The following is a 20667-nucleotide window of genomic DNA, read 5'->3' as shown; positions in this document are numbered from 1 at the left end:
CCAAGATAAAACACAGTACAAAAAGACTGTGTTGTTCGTCAGTACACTTATTTGGCTTTATGACACTACAACTTCAAATTCCCGATATGGCTTGTTCTGCTTGTGCAGAAACTATTACTCAAGCAGTTCAGGCAATTGATGCTAATGCAATAGTTCAAGCCGATACGAAAACCAAAATCGTGTCCGTGAAAACTAACGCTTCTGAAAGAGCAATTCAGGAAGCGATTACGCAAGCTGGATATACACTTGCCTAATTTTGAATATCTACTAATATCTACTAATATTTACCGCTCTCACACAAAAGGGTGCAAAAAAGTTCGCAAGATGGATACTCTCACACTCAAATTGCGAGGCATGAGTTGTGCCTCATGTGCCAGAAATGTTGAACAAGCAATTCGTTCTGTTCTTGGAGTAATTGACTGTAATGTCAACTTTGGCGCAGAACAAGCTAGTGTCAAGTATGATCCGAGAAAAACCAGCTTGGAGAAGATTCAGCAAGCTGTAAAAGATGCGGGATACTCAGCTGATTCACTCCAAGAACAAGAAATGGTGACAGGAGAATCGGATGCCCAGAAAGCTTCCCGGAGTGCTGAAGAACGCAATCTCACCCGTAAAGTTTGGGTAGGAGGCATTGTCAGTGTCATACTTGTGTTGGGTTCGCTGCCTATGATGACAGGACTTCACTTGCCTTTTATCCCGGCTTGGCTATCTCAAGGGTGGTTTCAATTAGCACTGACTGCACCTGTACAGTTTTGGTGTGGTTCTAGGTTTTATGTAAACGCCTGGAAAGCTTTTAAACGTCATGCAGCAACAATGGATACGCTGATTGTATTGGGTACGAGTGCCGCGTTTTTCTACTCATTGTTTGCGACTCTTTTCCCTCATTTCTTGATGAACCAAGGCTTGATGCCAGAGGTATACTATGAAACAGCTGCAGTTGTCATTACACTGATTCTGCTAGGACGACTTTTTGAAAATCGCGCTAAGAGGCAAACCTCGCAAGCTATTCGCCAACTCATTGGTTTACAAGCAAGAGTCGCCCGTGTTATCCGCAGTGGGCAGGAAATTGATGTTCCTATTCAGGATGTTCAGATTGGGGATGTGATTTTGGTGCGTCCAGGTGAGAAAATTCCGGTTGATGGAGAAGTGATAGAAGGTGCTTCTAGTGTTGATGAATCAATGGTTACGGGCGAAAGTGTCGCAGTGAAAAAGCAGCCACCAGACGAAGTTATAGGAGCCACAATTAACAAAACAGGCAGCTTTAAGTTCCGGGCGACCAGAGTAGGAAAAGATACTGTTTTGGCTCAAATTGTCCAACTCGTACAACAGGCTCAAGGCTCAAAGGCACCTATTCAAAGATTAGCAGACTCTGTGACGGGATGGTTTGTACCTGTGGTGATTGGTATTGCGATCGCCACTTTTATCATCTGGTTTAACATCATTGGCAATTTGACTTTTGCCCTGATGACAACAGTTGGTGTGTTGATTATCGCTTGTCCCTGTGCTTTAGGATTAGCCACACCCACTTCTGTGATGGTGGGTACAGGTAAAGGCGCAGAAAACGGTATTTTAATCAAAGGAGCCGAAAGCTTAGAACTAGCACACAAAATTCAGACGATTGTGCTAGACAAAACTGGAACTTTGACTCAGGGTAAACCCACTGTCACCGACTATGTTACCGTCAACGGTACTAGGGATAGTCATGAGTTAAAACTTTTGCGCTTAGCAGCATCGGTGGAGAGAAATTCTGAGCATCCTTTGGCTGAAGCTGTTGTCAGGTATGCGAAATCACAGCAGGTTGATTTGGGTGAGGTTCAGAAATTTGAAGCAATTGCAGGGAGTGGCGTGCAAGCAATTGTTTCTAACCACCTTGTCCAAATTGGCACACAACGCTGGATGGAGGAATTGAAAATTGATACTGATGCTCTTGGTACACACAAAGCTGCGTTGGAAGCTACTGGGAAAACAGCTGTTTGGATTGCTGTTGATGGCAAAATGCAAGGATTGATGGGTATTGCGGATGCCTTAAAACCTTCTAGTCAAGCTGCTGTGAGAGCACTACGCAAGTTAGGTTTAGAGGTAGTTATGTTGACGGGAGATAACCGCAATACTGCTGAGGCGATCGCCCGTGAAGTTGGTATTACCCGCGTCTTTGCTGAAGTTCGGCCTGACCAGAAAGCAGCAGTTATTCAGTCTCTTCAAGCAGAAAAGATGTCTAGACAAGGAGACACAAAAACGCAAACAACGAAAAGCTTACCGCGTCAGATCGTGGCTATGGTGGGTGATGGTATCAATGATGCACCCGCGTTGGCTCAAGCAGATGTGGGAATAGCCATTGGTACAGGGACAGATGTTGCGATCGCAGCCAGCGATATCACCTTAATTTCTGGAGACTTGCAAGGTATTGTCACCGCAATTCAACTCAGCCGCGCTACGATTCACAACATACGCCAAAATCTCTTCTTTGCCTTTATTTACAACGTTGCTGGGATTCCTATTGCTGCTGGCATTTTGTTTCCCATCTTTGGCTGGTTGCTCAACCCAATGATTGCAGGAGGAGCAATGGCTTTTAGTTCTGTATCTGTCGTGACTAATGCTTTGCGCTTGCGTAATTTCCGTCCCAAAACTATTTAATCCATAGCAATCCGCGCAGGATTTGTGAACACTCATGCCTCTAGGGCAAACGCACCTTAATTAGGGAGCATCCCAAATGTATAAGTTACATCAAACCCAGGTTATGAATTGTCATTGCGAACGGAGCGAAGCGCAGTGAAGCAATCCCAGAAATTTGCGATTGCTACCCTTCGGGAAGCCTCTTCGCGTCTACGCTTCACTCTGTTACGTATGCCCTCCGGGCACGCTGCGCTAACGCAATGACAAACACATTTTTGCAAAATTGGGATGCTCCCCCTTAATTATATGAATTTTATGGTTACGTAGTTATGGTAATTGATGCGCCCATCGGGTGGAGATATTTCAACTTTTTTCAACGTCCATCAATTCAAATCATAACCCGCCAAAACAACCTGCAATTAATTATCGTAGACACCCAACAGGAGCAAATCGTGCAATAGATACATTAACCCATTATCGCAATACTGTCCAAGAAACTATTAAAAAATACTATAACGATAGTAATTCTCAACCCGCTAACACCACAGAAACTACAATTAGCGATCTGCCGAAGGCAGCAGCGTTTGCGCAGCGCCCCCTTAGGGGCTAGCTATCGCCTCATCCTAGATGAACAACGTGATCAATACCTGTGGCTGCGTTGTGGTTGGGATGGCAAAAGACGAATGCAACACATTATCTTATACCTCCAGATTCAAAACGGTAAAATCTGGGTAGAAGAAGACAGCACCAACTTGGTGATTGTTGATGATCTGTTGGCAGCAGGTATCCCCAAAACAGATATTATTTTAGGTTTTCATCACCCTAGCAAAAGAGCATTTACTGAATTTGCAATTGCGTAGAGCTTTTTCAACTTTACCAACTTTCGATAGTTGGGGGTCTTCCTTTACGTTGATGGCAGACATACGCAAAGCTCCCGGAATGTATATCATCCTAAAAAGAAGTTTATCGCATGTTTCGGTTAAAATAGCAAGATTCGGTTATTTCTAGGTTAAAGGAGCGTGCTATTATTTGCCTGTGGTCTTCAATCTTTCCCGTATTTTATTCTACAGTTGTATGTGCTCTCATATCGAATTGGTATTAGCAACTTTGAATTACAAACCAACTAGAAAAGCTCTACTGAATTTCATTACGGAGTTGGCAAGAGTTAGCAAAGCTACTAACCCTCACCTTGCTAACTCAAAAGCACAGCTTTTTTGAATTCGCCAATAAAGTCACATTATTCACGAGCCGTTCTTCTTTTCCACACCCCGTGAAAAGTTAGATACCTGGTGTATACCCTACAGTGATTAAGCAACACCGAGTAAATTCTTTAAACTCTCAAAAGCAGAAGCAATATTGGCTGAACCCAATCCTTGAGAAACTGCTCTGACAATGACACCAAAAGTATTAATAATGTCAGCAATATAATCTACTGATTCGTTAAATGTTTCAATCGTTTTCAGAGCATCTTCTAATTGATTAATTGCTTTTTTGAGATTAGCTGCAGGTTCTTTTAGATCCGTATTTAACTGATTCAAGGCTTTCCCTGTTAACTCAAAAACTCTGTCTTTTATTAAGCGTGACCAATTTGCTAACTCGGAATAAAGAAAGGCTGAAATATTACTTGAGTTAGAGATTCTAAAATTATCTATTTCTCTCGCAAGCTTTGCCATTTCATCTCGAATTTCAAATAGATCATTTTTTGTTAAAATTGTATCCATTGTCAATCCTCCTTCATTTCTAAAATTACAGTTCCGCTTATCTCACTAATTCTTTTTCTAATTGTTGGGCAATGTATTGAATTCGTTTTAGTCGGTTACGAGCTAATTTTTCAATTAGTTTTTGTTGATTTTGAGTAGCTTGATTTTCTGTCAAGCTTTCAGGTCGTTTGCCTTTAATTAAGGTATACAATTCATTGTGTCCTTGAGCTACTTCATCCAAAAACTGGATATATAGTCTTCCAATTTGAATATTTTTGCCTACTTCTGCTCGTTTTTCTCTCCATTGATTATCAATTGAGTAAAAAGGAGATGAGCTGTCAAAAGCCAATTTTTCTGGTCGATTATTGGGAGCAATATTGGGAAATTCTTTACGGAGAAGATCGGTGACAATCAAATTGTACTGAAGATCAATATTATCTTGCTCTTGCTGTAGATATCCCTCTATATAACCCCTCTGTACACTTTTCTTTAAAATTGCTACATATACTTGAACGTCATCATTTGTATTTACAATAGCTTCAGATAATTGATTTTTTCGAAACTTATTCAAAAAAATTTTTGAAATAAGTTGTAAAATTCCAGCACCTGCTTTAACCGCCTCTTGCCTCTCCGCAGAAACATTTGGATTGTTTGAATTACCTAAAGGTAATCCATTAATAGCATTTACTAATTTATCTCTGGTTGTATTGGGAAAAACAACCACATTATCACTGGATATAGCTTCTAAAGCAGCCATATATTTTAATAAAGTATCATTACTTTTCTTAAAATCTTCTCCAATTTCCCACTGAACATTACATTTCTTTAATCGTTCAATTCTTTGTTGATAAGGAGTTTTCTTTTGTAAGTGTAAGATCGTCGGAATAGGTTCAATTGGCAAAAAGCTATATTGACGAACACAAGACTGATAAAAATCTTCCGAAATCTTTCCCACTGCTTCACTTGCTGCCGCTCTTGTCTTTGTAAAGTCTCTCACCGCTTTGAGTAGGGAATCGTCTCCACAAGCAGTGACAAACATACATAGAATAGGAGCAGAAAAAAAGCCCAATTTCTTTATGGTTATTTTATTTTTCATCCTAATCTTATATTTTTACAAAAGTTTAAGCAATCTAAATTGATTTTTATTTGACATATTTTTAGCTACCATGCTCATATTTTTTCTGAATAAAAATTATTTTTACATAACTAGTTAAAAAATACTTTTACTTAAGACCGTCATTTAACAAAAATCTACCTTTAGATAGAGTACAAAAATGATATTTTTAAATCACAAAATTAATAAATAGGTGCAAGTCACTTTGACTTATGCAGTTATTAAGCCAATCTGCAATAAAACGTTAAAAATCACTTTAAAATTACCCTAAAAGTGTTCAACGCACTCAGAAACCAGCTAAAAGACAAGAACTTAACAAAGATATCAGAAGAGGACTAACGCGCCTCCTAACCCGCTTTTAGTGACCGCTAATAGACACACAACTGTAACCCCTGTATCATCTGGCGTGGGGTATGGCTTTGTTCGCGAAAGTATTACATTTTTTCTACGGTTATGTTACAAGCTAAAAGCAGCAACGACCAATTATAGGCTTTTGTTGATGTAATATTTTAATTACATTAGGAAAGCATCATACTCTGTTTTTATTTCTGTTTTTGTTTAAATCCCGTTAAGCACAAAGCTCAAGATTTGGCTCTCAATCATGTCACCTCGATTCAATTTACACCTCAAAAACCAGGACTATATCAATTTACCTGTGGTATGAATATATTTCGTGGTGCAGTGGAAGCTCAGTAGTTATATTTACATATGGCTTGTGTAACGCTGTCGCATTTGTTTATACTGACAGAGTCCTGTTACATGAGCTTTTTTGCTCTTCCAAGCACCCTCTAAGTTCATAACCTAAATGAAAAGGTTCTACATTTTATTTTGTATCTGCTCTGCCTTGTTTTCAATTTTGGCTTTTTCAAGTATTTCCTCTGCCCAAATTACAAACCCGATTCCCGTCAAAATTGAAAAATCAAATCTCCGTGTAGGACTCAAAGAAGTTGTGCAAATTCCTATAAGTGGAGCAGGACGCGACAGAGTTGCACGATTGAATCTTTTAACCCATGCAGGTGATGGTAGTGGAAGGTTATTTGTTAATGATATGCGTGGGAAGCTTTATGTCATTATTAACGACAAAGCTTCTGTATATATGGATTTAAAAAAATTAGTTTGCCCCGGTTTTAGCGATGAAACTTCACAACAGGGTTTTTCATATTTTACTTTTCACCCAGAGTTTGCTAAAAATGGAATTTTTTATACTGCACATAGCGAAGAAAAAAATAATCGCATTCCTGATTTCCCAGTCAGGAAAACAATTTTTGATAGCAAAGGCAAGATTATAGAAAGTTCTCATCACGAAGTGATTCGCGAATGGAAAGCGACCAATCCAGCTGCTAATACTTTTTCTGGAAGCTTTCGGGAAATCCTTCGTATTGAACAACCCTACCCAGATCATAATATGGGGCAATTGAGCTTTAATCCTAATGCTAAACCTGGAAATCCAGATTATGGAATGCTGTATATTGCAATGGCAGATGGTGGAAGCGATGGCTTTCCTGTCAGCGATACAGATCCTCTAAATAATGGACAAGACCTCAGCACTCCCCTTGGTAAGATACTCCGTATTGACCCTTTCGGCAATAATAGTACTAATGGCAAATATGGTATTCCTAAAGACAATCCTTTTGTTAAAGATATTAGTCTAAATATTAGTCCAAAAAAATTAGGGGAAATTTGGGCTTATGGATTGCGTAATCCCCATCGTTTTAGCTGGGATATAGGTGGCAAAGGCAAAATGTTGATTGTCGATATTGGTCAAGCTTTTATCGAAGAAGTGAATCTTGGCATCAAAGGTGCTAATTACGGATGGGGAAACCGTGAAGGAACTTGGCTTATAGATGAAAAGAATGAGAATATCCTGTTCCCATTACCTCAAAATGATGCTGATTATGGTTACACATACCCCGTTGCTCAATATGATCATGACAAACCACCTGATTGGTCAGGCAACTATCTGGTTGCAATTGCTGGCGGTTATGTTTACAGAGGCAAAGCGATTCCAGAATTAGTCGGTCAATATATTTTTGGGGACTTTAGCAATGATGGGCGCTTTTTTCATGTACCTGTGAATCAACTCGTTAATGGTAAACAGGCAAAGATAAAAGAACTCAGACTCTTTGACAAGGAACGAGAAACTTCTTTTCTCAAAATCGTTGACAGTAAACGTTCTGATGTCAGGTTTGGCGTAGACGAAGCAGGAGAAATCTATGTGACGTCTAAGAGTGATGGTAAAGTCAGAAAACTTGTTCCATCATTAGAATCACGTCATTATCAATACCGCTATCAAAGAAGCAAATAACAAATTTTTATCTGTTTGTTGGTTTAAGGTGAGTAGGTAATTGTGAAAAAATTTACTTTACGAATAGCTGTCTGCTGTTTATTACTAAGCATTGTGAGCGTACAACAGAGTCAGGGAAATAGTGTTGCTAATTTACAAACCATCATGAGTAGCAACGCCAAGTTAGAAAAATTGTCTGATGGTTTAAAGTTTACAGAAGGACCGGTCTGGCATCCGCTTGGCTTTTTACTTTTCAGTGATATTCCTGCTAATACTATCTATAAGTGGACAACTGACGGTAAAATATCTACCTATCGTCGTCCTGCTGGAAATCCCAACGGCAATACATTCGATAGGGAAAGACGGTTAATTACTGCTGAACATAACCGTCGGCTTGTGCGCACAGAAAAAAACGGTCAAATAACCGTTTTGGCTGAACGCTACCAGGGTAAGCGTCTCAATAGCCCAAACGACGTTGTAGTCAAGTCAGATGGTAGCATTTACTTTACTGACCCGCCCTATGGTATTAGTCAAGAGAAAGAAGAACTTGGCTTTTATGGTATTTATCGCTTGAAACCAGATGGAAGCTTGACTTTGCTCAACAAAGATATGGTGCGTCCAAATGGACTCGCATTCTCTCCTGATGAGAAAAAACTCTACGTTAGTGATTCTGAAAAAGGACACATCCGTGTTTTCGAGGTTAATTCAAATGGCACATTGACTAACACCAAGGTTTTTGCAGAGTTAACTGGACCGAAAGACAAAGGTGTACCCGATGGCATGAAGGTAGATATCCAAGGCAATATCTACTGTAGCGGTTCTGAAGGGGTATGGATTTTCTCGCCAACAGGTCAATTTCTGGGTAAGATTCTTGTGCCAGAGGTAGTCACAAATTTGGCTTGGGGTAATAAAGACTACAAAACACTTTACATCACTGCAGGTCAGGGTATTTATCGTATTCGTCTTTTGGTAGCAGGGGTTTCCACACTCCCAGAGGTTTCTAGATGAAAGCTAAAACGTGGAATCTATTTTGCTTGGCTTCATTACTAGCGGTTTTTATTGTGGGTTGGGGACAAGTCACTGCAAAAATCCCGAACCAAAAAGCTCCATCACAGTATGCAAAAATTACGGTCGTAAAGACTAATTACCAAGGCTGGCGAGACTCCTGGGTTTTGAGTAATGGTCAAGTAGAAGCAGTTATAGTGCCAGCAATAGGGCGAGTCATGCAGTTTCGATTACTAGATGGAGAAAGTACATTCTGGGAAAATCCGAAAATGTTTGGCAAAGCCCCCAATCCCAAGCCAGAAAAATGGGTTAATTTCGGGGGTGATAAAACTTGGCCTGCTCCTCAGTCTGACTGGACAAAAATCATGGGGCGAGTTTGGCCTCCACCGACAGGTTTTGATTCTATACCAGTTCAAGCAAAGGTTGACGGTAGCGAAGTGACGCTCATTTCTCCCATAGATCCACTTTACGGCATTCGGACTTACCGCAGGATTCGACTCGATCCACAAAAACCTGTGATGAGTATTTCCACAACTTATGAAAAGGTCAAAGGTAAGCCAAAAGATGTTGCGGTATGGGTGATTACACAGTTGCGTGATCCAGTGGGAGTATACGCCGTCCTACCCCAAGCTTCAATTTTTCCTCAAGGGTATAACAGACAATCCGAGGAGTTACCAGCTAACTTAAAGGTGAAAAACGGGATGCTGTCATTGACACGTGATCCAAAAAAATCCCACAAGATAGGCTCTGATGCGAGTACGTTGTTATGGGTTGGAGAAAAAATTGTACTCCGCATTGACTCACCTAGAAAACTTGGGGTTAATTATCCCGATCAGGAAAGCAATGCTGAAATTTATACTAATCCAGATCCAGATGCTTTCGTGGAGCTTGAATTTCTTAGTCCACTCAAAAGGCTACAAATTGGCGAAAAAATCGACCTTACCACCACATATACTTTACTTAAGCGCACAACTACATCTTTTTAGCTTGTAGGGTCTCAAATTCTCCTGACGCCGTTCTTCTAGCAGTTCATTACTGAGCAATCGCCCTTGAGGAACATATCGACGTACTATTTCTTGCGCTCGTTTGAGAGCTTGTTCCAGGGTAAAAATTCTCATTTCCCCATCCACTAGTTGAATCATTACTTCGTCGCCTACTTCTAATCCTAGTTGTTTGCGATACTCAGATGGGATGACAACTCTGCCACCCTCTGATATTTTTGTCTTAATTGCTTTCATGTGACATTTTTGAACAACTTGACACAAGTATTGAAATTATATCCCGTTGTCCGCTCCCTGACACTGGCAGAATTTATGGCAAATAGTGCGTAAGTCCTATCTGCCACCAAACCGGTTTCTTCGTTCGTATTTGATTGCGAAACAGACGATTTTTGGTAGAAACCTGGTAACTTTTGCGTAAGTCCTGGCAAAGTACAATTTGTGTTCAGCAGAAGTTGAGGATAAGCAACTGTAACCTAATTCCTACCCATCTTTATCAAGTTTAAAAATTAACTTTTATTTTTCTTTTCCCAGATTTAGACCCCGTCATGCGCGGACGGGGACTTCATTCAGCAACTGAGAGCAAGTTCCGACGCTAAACCAAGAATCCTCTGACTTTTTGTGTGACTTTGCTTTGCGAAAATTACGCAGCCGTGAGTAGTGAGTGAGTGTCAATACATCCCATTAACACAGCACAAAAAGGGGTCAAAATCTCATTTATTATCTGTGTAAAGAATAATATCGTGTTCATCTGTGCGACTACGCTGGACGTTCACTGACTTTTCCAGTTAAACTACGGTATATATATAGATTTTTAGTATTTCTTCAGTGAAGAGGGGTTTGAATCTACCAAGCTTTCAACCAAACACCTTCAACCCTTTCATAGAGCAGCAATATGCACTACTTATTACTAACCCTACTCAGCCTCTTTGTTGGTATTATTGTGGGTCTAACAGGCATTGGCGGAGCATCTCTAATTACGCCAATGCTCATTTTTTTCTTTCAGGTTCCTCCTTCAATCGCCGTGAGTTCTGATGTTGTCGCTGCAACATTGATGAAGGTTGTTGGTGGCTTCAAGCACTGGGAGCAGAAAACTCTCGACGTGCAAGTGGTAAAATGGCTGGCATTTGGTAGCGTTCCTGGCTCGCTGTTTGGGGTAGGAATATTACACTTGGTCAAACAAACACCAGAGCATAACCTAGACGACATCCTGCTGCACTTGGTTGGAATGATGATTTTGTTTGTCACCTTGTCAGCACTTATACAACTGCTACTATTGTGGTTTTTCCCTGATTTGAAATTACCAGAACTACCAAAGCTTGACTTGACCAAAAAACTTGATTGTGCTAAAGCAATGAGCGTCGGAGCAGTTCTAGGCTGTTTGGTTGGTTTAACAAGTGTCTCTTCTGGTTCGATGTTTGCATTGGTGCTGATTGCCTTTTTTCAGCTAGATGCTCGTCAATTAGTGGGTACAGATATCTTACAAGCCGCAATTTTATTATTTTTCACTTCCTTGGGACATCTCAGCCTAGGGACAGTTGACTGGAGTTTGGTATTACCAATATGGTTAGGCTCTGTACCTGGGGTACTCCTTGGTGCGAAACTTTGCAAACTTGCGCCTCAACGTCCACTGCGGTTTATCATTTACACAATCTTACTTATGGCGAGTTACAAGTTAGTTTCCCCAGCGTGAATGTAATATCAAGCTGAATGTTCCTCTTTCGTACATGATCAAAAGACCTAAGCAAATCAATACAAAAGGAATAACAGCTCTACCGTAGCGGCTTAAAATATGAGCGATCGCTCTTTGACGAATTAATAAATAAGCAACAGCACACCAAACGCCTACCAAGAGAAAAAATACACCCAAAGTCACTCCCAAACTCGCAAAACTCTTACCAGCAAATAAGGGTATATAAATACTGATATTATCACCGCCATTCGCAAGTGTTACCGCTGCGACTTGATAAGTTTGGGGATGTAAAATACTCAACAGAAAAGACACTAAGGGGTTACTATGTGAGGACTGGTTAAAATCAGTGGTGACTGTCTGAACTTCTGTAGTTTCTGATTCTTGATTCACCAATTGCTTGAAACCAATTGCTATGGGTAGTAATCCCAGAAATCCAATCCACTCTCGTGGAATGAACAAGCCACCAAGAAATCCTGGTAGGCTAGCAATGATGATCGCTGCAAAACCAAGATACTGACCAAATATAATATGTTGTCGCCGGAAATTGGCATCTACTTGTGAGAAAAATAATAGCAATATAAGGATATCATCAATATTGGTAGCAACAAAGGCAATGACAGCTTCCGTGAAAGCTGCCCAAAGTTGAGTTATGGTCATTGATAAGAAAATATGAGGTTATTAAGTCTATAAATTATAGATAAAAAATAAGATATTTCATTTGTGAAAATGAACTCCTATTGCAATCCCCGACTTCAAACGAGAAGTCAGGGAACTTGTGTTTTCACTAATGGCTACCTGATTTGCGGTGCTCGATCGCAGTCACGCCTATCGGTTCTAGAACTTTCCCCTCGTCTGTTGTTGCGTAAATTAACCAGCGATCGCCACATTCCATCCGTTGTTGGACAGTACATTCCAAATAAGCGAGGGCATCACTAAGAATTAAGCAACCGTTGTTAGCACTTTGAGTCGCTAACTGAGCAAAGGGATTGTCTCCTGGCGTACTACGATAAGAAAAGTGTCGCCGCAGGTTGCGTCCTTCCTTCAGGATGTTGAGGACAAATTGATCACCGGGATGAATAATTGCATCTGGATTTTGATCTTGAGCAATGGCTATCATCAAACCAGGAGGATTAAAAGTAGCTTGAGAAACCGAAGAAGTAAGGATACCACTATGGCTATCACCGCGCCGAGAACTGAGGACGCAAAGAGAACCGATGATGCGTCCAACGGCTTGTTGTGTTCGGTCAATTTGCGCTTCTGTCAAAGCTTGGCGAGGCGCACGAAGCTTTTGTTTCTTTTTCAAGACTTGGGCAAATTCTGCCCCAGCATCCTGACACTGCTGCAAAGTGAACTCAGTGGGACTAAAGCGAACGCGGATAGTTTCAAACCCTAAACGGAAATTAGCATCCAACAATTTGTTTTCAATCAGATCGGTGGCTTCACCACTCCAGCCGTAAGAACCAAAGACTCCTGCTAGCTTAGTTTTCGTTGCAGCTGATAAAATAATTCCCAAGGCAGTTTGAATTTGGGTGGGTGCGTGACCACCTAAAGTAGGAGAACCGATAATGAAGCCATTACAAGCTTCCACTGCACGTGTAATTTCGGCGGGTTCTGCTAATTCGCAATTGATAGATTCGACTGCAATCCCATTTTGAATCAACCCTTGGGCGATCGCCTGTGCTAAAGTCGCTGTATTACCATAAGCAGACGCATAAAGCAAGGCAACTCGCAATTCCTGGGTTTTCTGTTCCTGACACCATTGGCGATAATCGTAGGTAAAACGACTGAGGCTGTAGCGGACAACCGGACCATGACCAGGAGCATAAAATTTGGCTTTTAAGGGTGCTAATTTATCTAAAGCTGCTTCGACTTGTTTTGCCTGGGTAGCATGGAGACAGTCAAAATAGTAGCGGCGATCCGCATCCAGTTGCTTCCAATCCTCATCAAAAAGAACATCGCTACAAACATGAACCCCAAAAAATTTGTCACTGTAGAGAATGCGGGTAGCACAGTCGTAAGTACACATTCCATCCGCCCAACGGGGAGTCGGTACAGTGACGAATTGCAGTTGATGTTCTCCTCCCAAATCTAGAGTGTCTTCAACACGAACTAGCTGAATTTTCGACTCCCAGTCAGGGAAAGTCGTTTTCAGAACATTAGCAGCTGGTTTAGAACAGACAATCTTAGCTTGTGGTGCTTGTTCGAGGAGAACTTTCAGGGTTGCCATCCGGTTAGGATTGACGTGGTTGAGGATTATATAATCTAATTGCGTCAAATCAGCATGTTTGTTGAGTTCTTGTAAGAAAATCTGGGTAAAAGACTCACCTGGAGGATCAATTAAAGCAGTCCGATCTGCTTGGATGAGATAGGAATTCGCTGTTGTTCCTTTTTGGCGGGCGTATTCAACTTCAAACTTGAGGCGTTCCCAAGTGCGCGATCGCAAAACTAAAGTATGATTCGCGATTTCAGCAACTTGGACGTCACGAGGGTGGCTGGTTGTGGGGGCTAGAGTTTGTACAGACATAGACATCAGTTGGTTGTTGATGGTTGGACTAGAAGAGATTTTCAAAACTCAACATGAGTCTGAGATTGTGCCATTTCTTGGGCGAGGTGCTTTTTGTATCGCTTTGAAACTTCTTGTTCTGGATCGATACCTTCAAAGGTTGGAGGTAGCCAAACTCTCACAACCAGTAACACCCCTAATACCACTAAGAACGCACAAGCGGCGAAAACTTGCATAAACGATGTTTCTAATACGCCTCGCACAATCATTTCTCGCAACACAGAAACAATTGACACTTCTACAGCAACCCCAATAGAAACTCGTTGTTCTTGCAGGTAAATAATTAACAGACGAAATAACTCTACTAAAATTAGCAACGACAGGATATCTGCTGTGACGACGTGGAAGTGAATTGGGGGGATGAGAGAGAGGAACATATTGCGGATTTGCAGCACCATAAAGCTAAATAGCCCGATGCACAGCGAAATCACGATTAAGTCCTGAACCAATTCCAGTGCTTGCACAATTCGACCGAGATTTAACCAGCTTTCCCGCTTGATGGGTTTGACTGGTATGCTTTTGAGTAGTTGCATTGTCTAAAAACTCCTATGACGGTGAGAGAGTGATATCAAATCCGTTTGTACCGAAATTATTTCTCCTTCCTCTTCCTCTTCCTCTGCGTTCTCTCTTGCCTCGTGCGGTTTTTTAATGATTCAAATTCAACCGGAAACGATATGAGGGAGTGAGGCAGAGAAGTAGTTTGCAGTTAATAATGGTTACCAACCTTACGATGGTGAACGGCGGTGAGGGCATCTAGTTTAGCCACTCTGCCAGTTTGGACGCTGCTGTAAATAATCCAGTGATCACTGCACTCGATTCGCGTCGTGACTTCACATTCCATATAGGCTAAAGCATCTGCCAGAATGGGACAGCCATTGCTAGCGGGGTAGGTTTTGATGTTTGCAAATCGATCTGAACCAGGAGGGAAACGCTTGAGGAAGTGTTTCATTAAGCTTTGGTAGTTGTCTTCTTCTAAGACGTTGAGAACAAAGCGATCGCCTACGTGGAGTAATGATTCAATTGCCCTGTCTTTGGCAACTGCGATCGCGACTCCCAAAGGATTCATGCTTGCTTGCATCACCCAAGAGGCAAACATGGCACTGGTGACATCTGTTTTCTGGGCGGTAATAATATAGAGTCCACTGCTTAACCTTCCCAATGCCCGTTCTAAATCATTATCTATGGCTTTGATTTGTTTGATTGTGCGATCGCGAGTTAACCATTGTCCGATATCTGTACCCGCTTCATCACACATTTGTTCGGTGATATGCGTTGGTGGTTCTTTGATTAAAATCGGCGGGAAGGCTTCCGTCAGACCGATTTCTTGAAACTTGTTACGCAACGGATAAATTGGTTCATCTTCCCTACCGCCACTTTCAAACAGTCCGACTGCTTGCTTACGGTGTGCAGCTGCGAGAATGGTACTTAAAGCTGCATGGGCATTTTGATTCGATTGGGATGGCATACCAATAACTAAACCCGTCGCTTGGTTGACTAATTCTCGTACTTCATGGGGTTCAGCAGTATTTAAATCTACCAGTTCTACCGCTACCCCATTTCTCTGGACACCATGAGCGATCGCTCTTGCTAATTCGTCGCAAAAGCCGTAATCTTCACAGTAGAATAGGGCAACCAGAGTATCTGCTTTAGCTTGTTCCTGACTCCATTTCTGGTAACTATTCACCCAGTCTGACAAATGATGTTGTAATAAAGGTCCATGCCCTGTGGCGATTGTGCTGATCTCTAATTTTTCCATACGTTTGATGGCAGACAGCACGGAACGGGCATTTGGACCCATCAGGCAGTCGTAGTAATATTTAAAATCGGCTTCAAGTAATTCTGGATCTTCATCAAAGGTGTGATCGTCGCAGTAGTGCATCCCAAAGGCATCACAGGTGAAGAGGATGCGGGTTTTAGGATCGTAAGTAAAAATAGTATCAGGCCAGTGGAGATTGGGAGCACTCACGAATTCCAACTCATGTCCGTTGCCTAAATCCAGGCGATCGCCATTTTTAACTATCAATGATTGAAATGGCTGATGTACCATATTTTCGAGGAACTGGATGGCAACTTTTGCTCCTACTACCGTCACTTGAGGAGCTAATTGCAACACCTCTTTAACAAGTCCACTGTGATCCGGTTCGGTATGACTAATAATTAAATAGTCTAGCGTTGAGAGGTCAAGTAATCCGTTTAACACATCTAAGTACAACTGCTGAAACTTCCGGTGAGAGGTGTCAATTAGAGCAGTCTTTTCACTGTGAATCAGAAACGAATTATAGGTTGTACCATTGTTCAATCCAAACTCAATGTCGAAGCGATCGCGATCCCAATCCAGAGAGCGAATAGCCATCGTGTCAACGCCAATATCAACTGTTTGCATGGTCAAGCGACCGTGCGATTGAGTCTTTTCAGAACGAGCAGTGAGTGCAACCATACGCTTGTACCTCCAACAATCTTTTGGCGTGAGTATTCTTAACTCTTATTCTGCTGGGAAACACTCCAGTTGTAAAATGTCAACTTTTAAAGCTTTCTATTAGTTATTTAAATAATAAGATAAATTTTGTTTTTCTATTATTATCATTTGATGTTGCACTGATTTCGGACTGATGGCAATTTGCGTTCAAAAGCGTAATTTTAGAAATTTTGATTAATAATGGGCGATCGCTACTCCTCTAATCATCGATTCATTGGACATTTGTGGAAAACGAGTACACATACCCGTCATTACGATGAATTGACTTACAGTACTTGTGACGTACTGGACTAACTTTGCCTTTTGGGGTTCTCATTTCAAAAACTCCACTTTCTCTTACAGTTAATCGACCGACGTGATTGCCTGCAAATTTGCCCGTAGGGAGGATAGCTCGTACCATATCACCAATCTCTCAACAGTACCTGTTGTTTTTTGGTTAAATGCATGGCAATACCTTTCTCGTAGTAAGCTGCTTCATTAATAAAGACTGGATAGACTGTTGATTCTCCTTCATAAGTAATATTTCTACCATCAAAGGTCAGAAAAATTGCATCACCTGGATTGAGAGGCTCATAATCCCTAAACTGAAGGTCTGGGTGAATCATCGCTTGAATCTCTCCTTTATCGTTTCTGGGGTAATCGAGACTCTCAACATATTGATAGAGGGTGAGTGTGGAGTTAGTCTGTGGAGTTGCTTGTTGATTGTGTGCTTCTACATAGTCTAGTATTGTATAAATAAGTTTCTCTGTTTTCTGAAATAAATCTGCATTCAAGACACCCTGAGCCACAGGACCCACCTCAATCACAAAACCTAATTCGCACAGGGAGGAAAGAGGGGCGCTTTCTTTCCTCGGTGGTATCAAATAAACCTTTATCAAGGGATTAATCGAGCTAAGGTAGGCTACTAATTGAAGATTGAAGGGATGCTGGCTACGCAGCAAAAGACTCAGCCCCATGTTTGCAGTTGTGGAGTGCAAATCCAAAATCATATCGACTTGGGATGTGCCTTTTGGTCCTAGTATTTGGTCAATGGCTTTTGCCCGAATGTGTTCATAGCTACTGAGTGTTGGATTAAGCAAGTCTTGACTTAAGAAGCAACGATTCAAGTCGTTGTCAATGTAGCGTCTATTTTCCTCAAAAGCTTTGGGATTACCAAATAACGTCAAAGTATCCAAGCTAGGTCGTTGAATTAAATCAGGAAACTGGTCAAACTTTTTAATGAGGTATATGCCTGTAAACTCATTTCCGTGAGTTCCACCAACAATCGCAACCCGTTTGATCTGGTTCATAATTATAAGAAGATTAAAAATGTAATGTATTCTATTGAGAACCGCTATCTCAAAGATATAGTACTCTACCATGCAGATTACTCAGTATCTTCACACAGCCATTCTTGTCACGGACTTGGAACGAGCCGAACATTTCTATGGAAAGGTGCTAGGATTGCCAAAAGTAGAACGCTCTCTGAAATACCCTGGCGCTTGGTACCAAGTTGGGAATGATCAAATTCACCTCATAGCCGCCCAGGGAGTTCCCACTGAAAACCAAAATGAAAAATGGGGACGCAATCCCCACGTTGCTTTTTCTGTTGCTGACTTAGACGCAGCGAAACAAGAACTCTTAGATAATAACTGCTTTATTCAAGCTAGCGCTTCTGGACGTCCAGCCCTGTTCACTAAAGACCCTGATGGGAATATTATCGAATTGAGTCAACACTTGTAGCGGTTCCATACCTTAACAGCTTAATCTTTGACTTTACCTATTTCAACAATTCATCTCACATCCTACCCGGAGGGAGGTGTGAGATGAATTGTTGGGCGATGACGAAACCATCCGACGCATTGTCCCCTACACTTCCCTTCGGGTAAGTGTAGGTACTTCACTCCCAGCTATAGTTAGCAACTTTGCCTAAAAACAAAATTGTTCCCATAATATTCGCGACAAGGGTAAAACCATCGTTGAATGAGTCCAAGGCACGTCCTATAATTTTTTTCTTATACGGTGGAGTTTGTGGTTGGATAACTGCAAGCTCTTCGTTTGATAACAAAGTATTGACAAAATCGCGTTTATGTGCTATCTCCTGTTCATCATTTCCTGAGTTCTCTTGCTCATGTTGGGTTTGGGACAACATAGAAGAAATCTTGCCTGTTTGCTCTAGCTGAGTTACAAGTTGACTGAGTAGAACCTGACTATCTTTATCAAGGTCGGCTAGACTCGCTTCGTTAATAATAATTTCTGGCTGAGAATTTCCTGTGAGGTTAAAAAATTTTTTATCCTCTTTTTTATCCTCGACTTGGTGGTAGTTTGTAGGTGGTATTCCCAAGACTTCTATTTCGAGGTCAATAGGCACTTTTAACATCATAGAGACATTAAGTTTGCGTTTTTGCATGGAATCGGAGAGTGTAGACATAAGTTTTAAAAAATTTTAGAGCCTGAATACTTAAAAATTTGGGACAACAAAGGAGGTGATCAGTTTCCTAATCACCTCTTTCTAGGCAGTTAAAACACTACCTAGAACAAACAATGCAAAACCAAGAATTAACGATTCAACGTCAAGTAATTGACTATCAAACTTATGATTCTGATTGGATTTTTGAAGCAGGCAACTGCTGTTTGCCATATCCATTTTGAGGAACACAAACAGGTGGAGCTGCTGTTACTTCTGGTCTAAGGTAGATATCTGGTTCGAGATGAACGTTTACTTTCTCTCTCACAGGCTCAACAGGTTTGATTGCTACTGTCGGTTCAATGAAGATTGGAACGTTCAATTTGATAGGAACAGTAAATTCGCAGGCGTTAGGGTAGTTTTCGGGGTTGTATGTAGACATAAATTGCAATCCTTATGAGTTGAAAACGAATTGTGTGAGTTGATGATTGGGGTTATGACTGTTGTAAAGTCTATACAACAGGCAGATGCTATTTGTTATATCCATTTTGAGGAAGACAAACAGGTGGAGTTGCTGTGACTTCTGATTCCAGGTAAATATCTGGTTCGAGATGAACGTTGACTTTCTCCCTCACAGGCTCAACAGGTTTGATTACTAGTGTCGGTTCGATGAAGATTGGAACGTTCAATTTGATAGGAACAGTGAATTCGCAGGCGTTAGGGTAGCGTTCGGGGTTGTATGTAGACATAAATTGCAATCCTTATGAGTTGAAAACGAATTGTGTGAGTTGATGATTGGGGTTATGACTGTTGTAAAGTCTATACAACAGGCAGATGCTATTTGTTATATCCATTTTGAGGAAGACAAACAGGTGGAGCTGCTGCGACTTCTGGTCTAAGGTAGACATCTGGTTCAAGATGAACTTGTACTTTCTCCCTCACAGGCTCAACAGGTTTGATTGCTAGTGTCGGTTCGATGAAGATTGGAACGTTCAATTTGATAGGAACAGTAAATTCGCAGGGGTTAGGGTAGTTTTCAGGGTTGTATGTAGACATAAATTGCACGTGACTCCTTAAATGATGGATTTTTTGCTCATCCTTTGATTGTTTCCTAATACAAATAATATCTTTTTTAAAAACGTTTGCTAATGAATTATTTTTAGAGTTTAAGACAAGTACTAATGAATTATTTTTCGCTAATCATACATAATATTTTTTGTCTCCAGATGTCATTTTTGAATCAGAATAAATGCCTGAGAGCAAAAACTTTTATAGAAAAGCAGCAGTAAGTGACTGCCAAAGCGATCGCTTACTGCTGCTTTCGATTCACAACTTGGTAAATCTACAAATTTAGCTACAAATTTAGTGCTTGATAATTGAGGTAATTTCGCTCGCGAGTAGCGATGTAACAAAACGTAAGCTCAACAGTGTTTACATGGCTTATACACCTATGCTACGTTTCTTATCCAATTAGAACAATAAAAGAATTCTAGCTAGAATGCCAGTCACACGAGAGAGAACATTGAGAAAGGCAACTTCATTATCTAGATTATCAATTTGTGTTTGTAGATTCTTGCAGCCCTCTTTAAGATCGTCTTCAAGTTCATTTAGTGATCGGGCAATCCTTGTGAGAATTTCATTCTCTAACTTTACTCGTTGGACGACAATTGCCCGTCGCTCCCTGAAAAATTTTTCTGCTCTAGCTGAATCCCGCTTCTTAACATTTTCCCAGAAAAGCTGAACTCTACTTGAATTGAGTTCTAATTCCTGCTTTTCAAGTTGTTCTAGACGTTCATCTCTAATTTGCTCAAGATGTTCAATATTAAGTAACATAT

At 40.9% G+C, this 20667-nt stretch carries 21 protein-coding genes and 1 pseudogene; 9 read left to right on the top strand and 13 right to left on the bottom strand.

Translation table 11 applies throughout. From position 1 onward, the window contains the following. Window positions 1–59 precede the first annotated feature (59 nt). The 3 genes from DP117_RS04575 (at window position 60) to DP117_RS04565 (ending at window position 3473) form a co-directional block, all read left to right on the top strand. Window positions 60–254: a heavy-metal-associated domain-containing protein gene (locus DP117_RS04575; protein ID WP_169217149.1), complete on the top strand. Its 195-nt coding sequence runs from the start codon at window positions 60–62 to the stop codon at window positions 252–254. Between the two features lie 70 nt (window positions 255–324). Beyond that, window positions 325–2634, top strand: coding sequence for a heavy metal translocating P-type ATPase (locus DP117_RS04570; RefSeq protein WP_169217148.1), 2310 nt, complete (start codon window positions 325–327; stop codon window positions 2632–2634). 563 nt (window positions 2635–3197) lie between these two features. After that, the gene (locus DP117_RS04565) at window positions 3198–3473 is read left to right on the top strand and encodes a XisI protein (protein WP_211175913.1); all 276 of its coding nucleotides are present in this window, start codon (window positions 3198–3200) and stop codon (window positions 3471–3473) included. A 447-nt stretch (window positions 3474–3920) separates the two neighbouring features. Here the strand turns inward: DP117_RS04565 and DP117_RS04560 are convergent, their stop codons facing one another. Together DP117_RS04560 and DP117_RS04555 are read right to left on the bottom strand one after the other, a co-directional pair. Next, the gene (locus DP117_RS04560; protein WP_169217147.1) at window positions 3921–4334 is read right to left on the bottom strand and encodes a hypothetical protein; all 414 of its coding nucleotides are present in this window, start codon (window positions 4332–4334) and stop codon (window positions 3921–3923) included. A gap of 37 nt (window positions 4335–4371) precedes the next feature. Beyond that, on the bottom strand, window positions 4372–5409 hold the full coding sequence (locus DP117_RS04555) for a hypothetical protein (RefSeq protein WP_169217146.1): 1038 nt from the start codon (window positions 5407–5409) through the stop codon (window positions 4372–4374). A 591-nt stretch (window positions 5410–6000) separates the two neighbouring features. Between DP117_RS04555 and DP117_RS04550 the strand changes: the two are divergent. The 4 genes and pseudogenes from DP117_RS04550 to DP117_RS04535 all read left to right on the top strand — a co-directional run. Beyond that, window positions 6001–6123: pseudogene (locus tag DP117_RS04550) on the top strand (cupredoxin domain-containing protein); the annotation flags it as partial. Window positions 6124–6283: 160 nt separating this feature from the next. Next, window positions 6284–7732, top strand: a complete 1449-nt coding sequence (locus DP117_RS04545) for a PQQ-dependent sugar dehydrogenase (RefSeq protein WP_248277525.1) — start codon at window positions 6284–6286, stop codon at window positions 7730–7732. A 42-nt stretch (window positions 7733–7774) separates the two neighbouring features. Continuing rightward, window positions 7775–8719, top strand: a complete 945-nt coding sequence (locus tag DP117_RS04540; RefSeq protein ID WP_339381386.1) for an SMP-30/gluconolactonase/LRE family protein — start codon at window positions 7775–7777, stop codon at window positions 8717–8719. Then, complete coding sequence (locus DP117_RS04535) at window positions 8716–9702, top strand: hypothetical protein (RefSeq protein WP_169217144.1); 987 nt, start codon at window positions 8716–8718, stop codon at window positions 9700–9702. Before DP117_RS04540 ends, DP117_RS04535 begins: the two co-directional genes overlap by 4 nt. Here DP117_RS04535 and DP117_RS04530 read toward each other — a convergent pair. Then, window positions 9673–9954, bottom strand: a complete 282-nt coding sequence (locus DP117_RS04530) for an AbrB/MazE/SpoVT family DNA-binding domain-containing protein (RefSeq protein WP_169217143.1) — start codon at window positions 9952–9954, stop codon at window positions 9673–9675. The genes DP117_RS04535 and DP117_RS04530 overlap by 30 nt on opposite strands. A 655-nt stretch (window positions 9955–10609) precedes the next feature. Between DP117_RS04530 and DP117_RS04525 the strand changes: the two genes are divergently transcribed. Beyond that, window positions 10610–11407, top strand: coding sequence for a sulfite exporter TauE/SafE family protein (locus tag DP117_RS04525; protein ID WP_169217142.1), 798 nt, complete (start codon window positions 10610–10612; stop codon window positions 11405–11407). Here the strand turns inward: DP117_RS04525 and DP117_RS04520 are convergent. The 5 genes from DP117_RS04520 to DP117_RS04500 all read right to left on the bottom strand — a co-directional run bounded on the left by DP117_RS04520 (window position 11390) and on the right by DP117_RS04500 (window position 17735). Next, complete coding sequence (locus DP117_RS04520) at window positions 11390–12058, bottom strand: cadmium resistance transporter (RefSeq protein WP_169217178.1); 669 nt, start codon at window positions 12056–12058, stop codon at window positions 11390–11392. The two genes, DP117_RS04525 and DP117_RS04520, sit on opposite strands and share 18 nt — an antisense overlap. 133 nt (window positions 12059–12191) lie before the next feature. Further along, on the bottom strand, window positions 12192–13931 hold the full coding sequence (locus DP117_RS04515) for a diflavin flavoprotein (protein ID WP_169217177.1): 1740 nt from the start codon (window positions 13929–13931) through the stop codon (window positions 12192–12194). A 41-nt stretch (window positions 13932–13972) separates the two neighbouring features. Beyond that, the gene (locus DP117_RS04510) at window positions 13973–14503 is read right to left on the bottom strand and encodes a phosphate-starvation-inducible PsiE family protein (RefSeq protein WP_169217141.1); all 531 of its coding nucleotides are present in this window, start codon (window positions 14501–14503) and stop codon (window positions 13973–13975) included. Between the two features lie 173 nt (window positions 14504–14676). Continuing rightward, window positions 14677–16407 (bottom strand): diflavin flavoprotein, encoded by a 1731-nt coding sequence (locus DP117_RS04505; protein ID WP_169217140.1) that lies wholly within the window; start codon window positions 16405–16407, stop codon window positions 14677–14679. Window positions 16408–16847: 440 nt separating this feature from the next. After that, window positions 16848–17735: an aspartoacylase gene (locus tag DP117_RS04500; RefSeq protein WP_169217139.1), complete on the bottom strand. Its 888-nt coding sequence runs from the start codon at window positions 17733–17735 to the stop codon at window positions 16848–16850. Window positions 17736–17805: 70 nt separating this feature from the next. Between DP117_RS04500 and DP117_RS04495 the strand changes: the two genes are divergently transcribed. Continuing rightward, window positions 17806–18168 (top strand): VOC family protein, encoded by a 363-nt coding sequence (locus DP117_RS04495; RefSeq protein ID WP_169217138.1) that lies wholly within the window; start codon window positions 17806–17808, stop codon window positions 18166–18168. A 157-nt stretch (window positions 18169–18325) separates the two neighbouring features. On the opposite strand, the gene DP117_RS04490 is transcribed toward DP117_RS04495, so the two are convergent. The 5 genes from DP117_RS04490 to DP117_RS04470 all read right to left on the bottom strand — a co-directional run bounded on the left by DP117_RS04490 (window position 18326) and on the right by DP117_RS04470 (window position 20665). Next, a complete protein-coding gene (locus DP117_RS04490) occupies window positions 18326–18856 on the bottom strand; it encodes a hypothetical protein (protein WP_169217137.1) in 531 nt (176 codons plus the stop codon). A 163-nt stretch (window positions 18857–19019) separates the two neighbouring features. Beyond that, entirely contained in the window at window positions 19020–19274 is a 255-nt protein-coding gene (locus DP117_RS04485; RefSeq protein ID WP_169217136.1) for a hypothetical protein, read from the bottom strand. Window positions 19275–19362: 88 nt separating this feature from the next. After that, window positions 19363–19581: a hypothetical protein gene (locus DP117_RS04480; protein ID WP_169217135.1), complete on the bottom strand. Its 219-nt coding sequence runs from the start codon at window positions 19579–19581 to the stop codon at window positions 19363–19365. Window positions 19582–19669: 88 nt separating this feature from the next. Next, a complete protein-coding gene (locus DP117_RS04475) occupies window positions 19670–19888 on the bottom strand; it encodes a hypothetical protein (RefSeq protein ID WP_169217134.1) in 219 nt (72 codons plus the stop codon). 414 nt (window positions 19889–20302) lie between these two features. Then, window positions 20303–20665: a hypothetical protein gene (locus tag DP117_RS04470; protein WP_169217133.1), complete on the bottom strand. Its 363-nt coding sequence runs from the start codon at window positions 20663–20665 to the stop codon at window positions 20303–20305. Window positions 20666–20667 lie beyond the last annotated feature (2 nt).

Source organism: Brasilonema sp. UFV-L1 (assembly GCF_012912105.1).
GTDB lineage: Bacteria > Cyanobacteriota > Cyanobacteriia > Cyanobacteriales > Nostocaceae > Brasilonema.
The sequence above is the reverse complement of the archived record's forward strand: the minus strand, read 5'-3'. Positions and strand labels throughout refer to the sequence as shown.

Coding starts and splice junctions, on each gene's coding strand:
- DP117_RS04575 (WP_169217149.1), top strand. CDS start 60: ATGACACTACAACTTCAAATTCCCGATATGGCTTGTTCTGCTTGTGCA.
- DP117_RS04570 (WP_169217148.1), top strand. CDS start 325: ATGGATACTCTCACACTCAAATTGCGAGGCATGAGTTGTGCCTCATGT.
- DP117_RS04560 (WP_169217147.1), bottom strand. CDS start 4,334: ATGGATACAATTTTAACAAAAAATGATCTATTTGAAATTCGAGATGAA.
- DP117_RS04555 (WP_169217146.1), bottom strand. CDS start 5,409: ATGAAAAATAAAATAACCATAAAGAAATTGGGCTTTTTTTCTGCTCCT.
- DP117_RS04535 (WP_169217144.1), top strand. CDS start 8,716: ATGAAAGCTAAAACGTGGAATCTATTTTGCTTGGCTTCATTACTAGCG.
- DP117_RS04530 (WP_169217143.1), bottom strand. CDS start 9,954: ATGAAAGCAATTAAGACAAAAATATCAGAGGGTGGCAGAGTTGTCATC.
- DP117_RS04525 (WP_169217142.1), top strand. CDS start 10,610: ATGCACTACTTATTACTAACCCTACTCAGCCTCTTTGTTGGTATTATT.
- DP117_RS04515 (WP_169217177.1), bottom strand. CDS start 13,931: ATGTCTGTACAAACTCTAGCCCCCACAACCAGCCACCCTCGTGACGTC.
- DP117_RS04510 (WP_169217141.1), bottom strand. CDS start 14,503: ATGCAACTACTCAAAAGCATACCAGTCAAACCCATCAAGCGGGAAAGC.
- DP117_RS04505 (WP_169217140.1), bottom strand. CDS start 16,407: ATGGTTGCACTCACTGCTCGTTCTGAAAAGACTCAATCGCACGGTCGC.
- DP117_RS04500 (WP_169217139.1), bottom strand. CDS start 17,735: ATGAACCAGATCAAACGGGTTGCGATTGTTGGTGGAACTCACGGAAAT.
- DP117_RS04495 (WP_169217138.1), top strand. CDS start 17,806: ATGCAGATTACTCAGTATCTTCACACAGCCATTCTTGTCACGGACTTG.
- DP117_RS04490 (WP_169217137.1), bottom strand. CDS start 18,856: ATGTCTACACTCTCCGATTCCATGCAAAAACGCAAACTTAATGTCTCT.
- DP117_RS04485 (WP_169217136.1), bottom strand. CDS start 19,274: ATGTCTACATACAACCCCGAAAACTACCCTAACGCCTGCGAATTTACT.
- DP117_RS04480 (WP_169217135.1), bottom strand. CDS start 19,581: ATGTCTACATACAACCCCGAACGCTACCCTAACGCCTGCGAATTCACT.
- DP117_RS04475 (WP_169217134.1), bottom strand. CDS start 19,888: ATGTCTACATACAACCCTGAAAACTACCCTAACCCCTGCGAATTTACT.
- DP117_RS04470 (WP_169217133.1), bottom strand. CDS start 20,665: ATGTTACTTAATATTGAACATCTTGAGCAAATTAGAGATGAACGTCTA.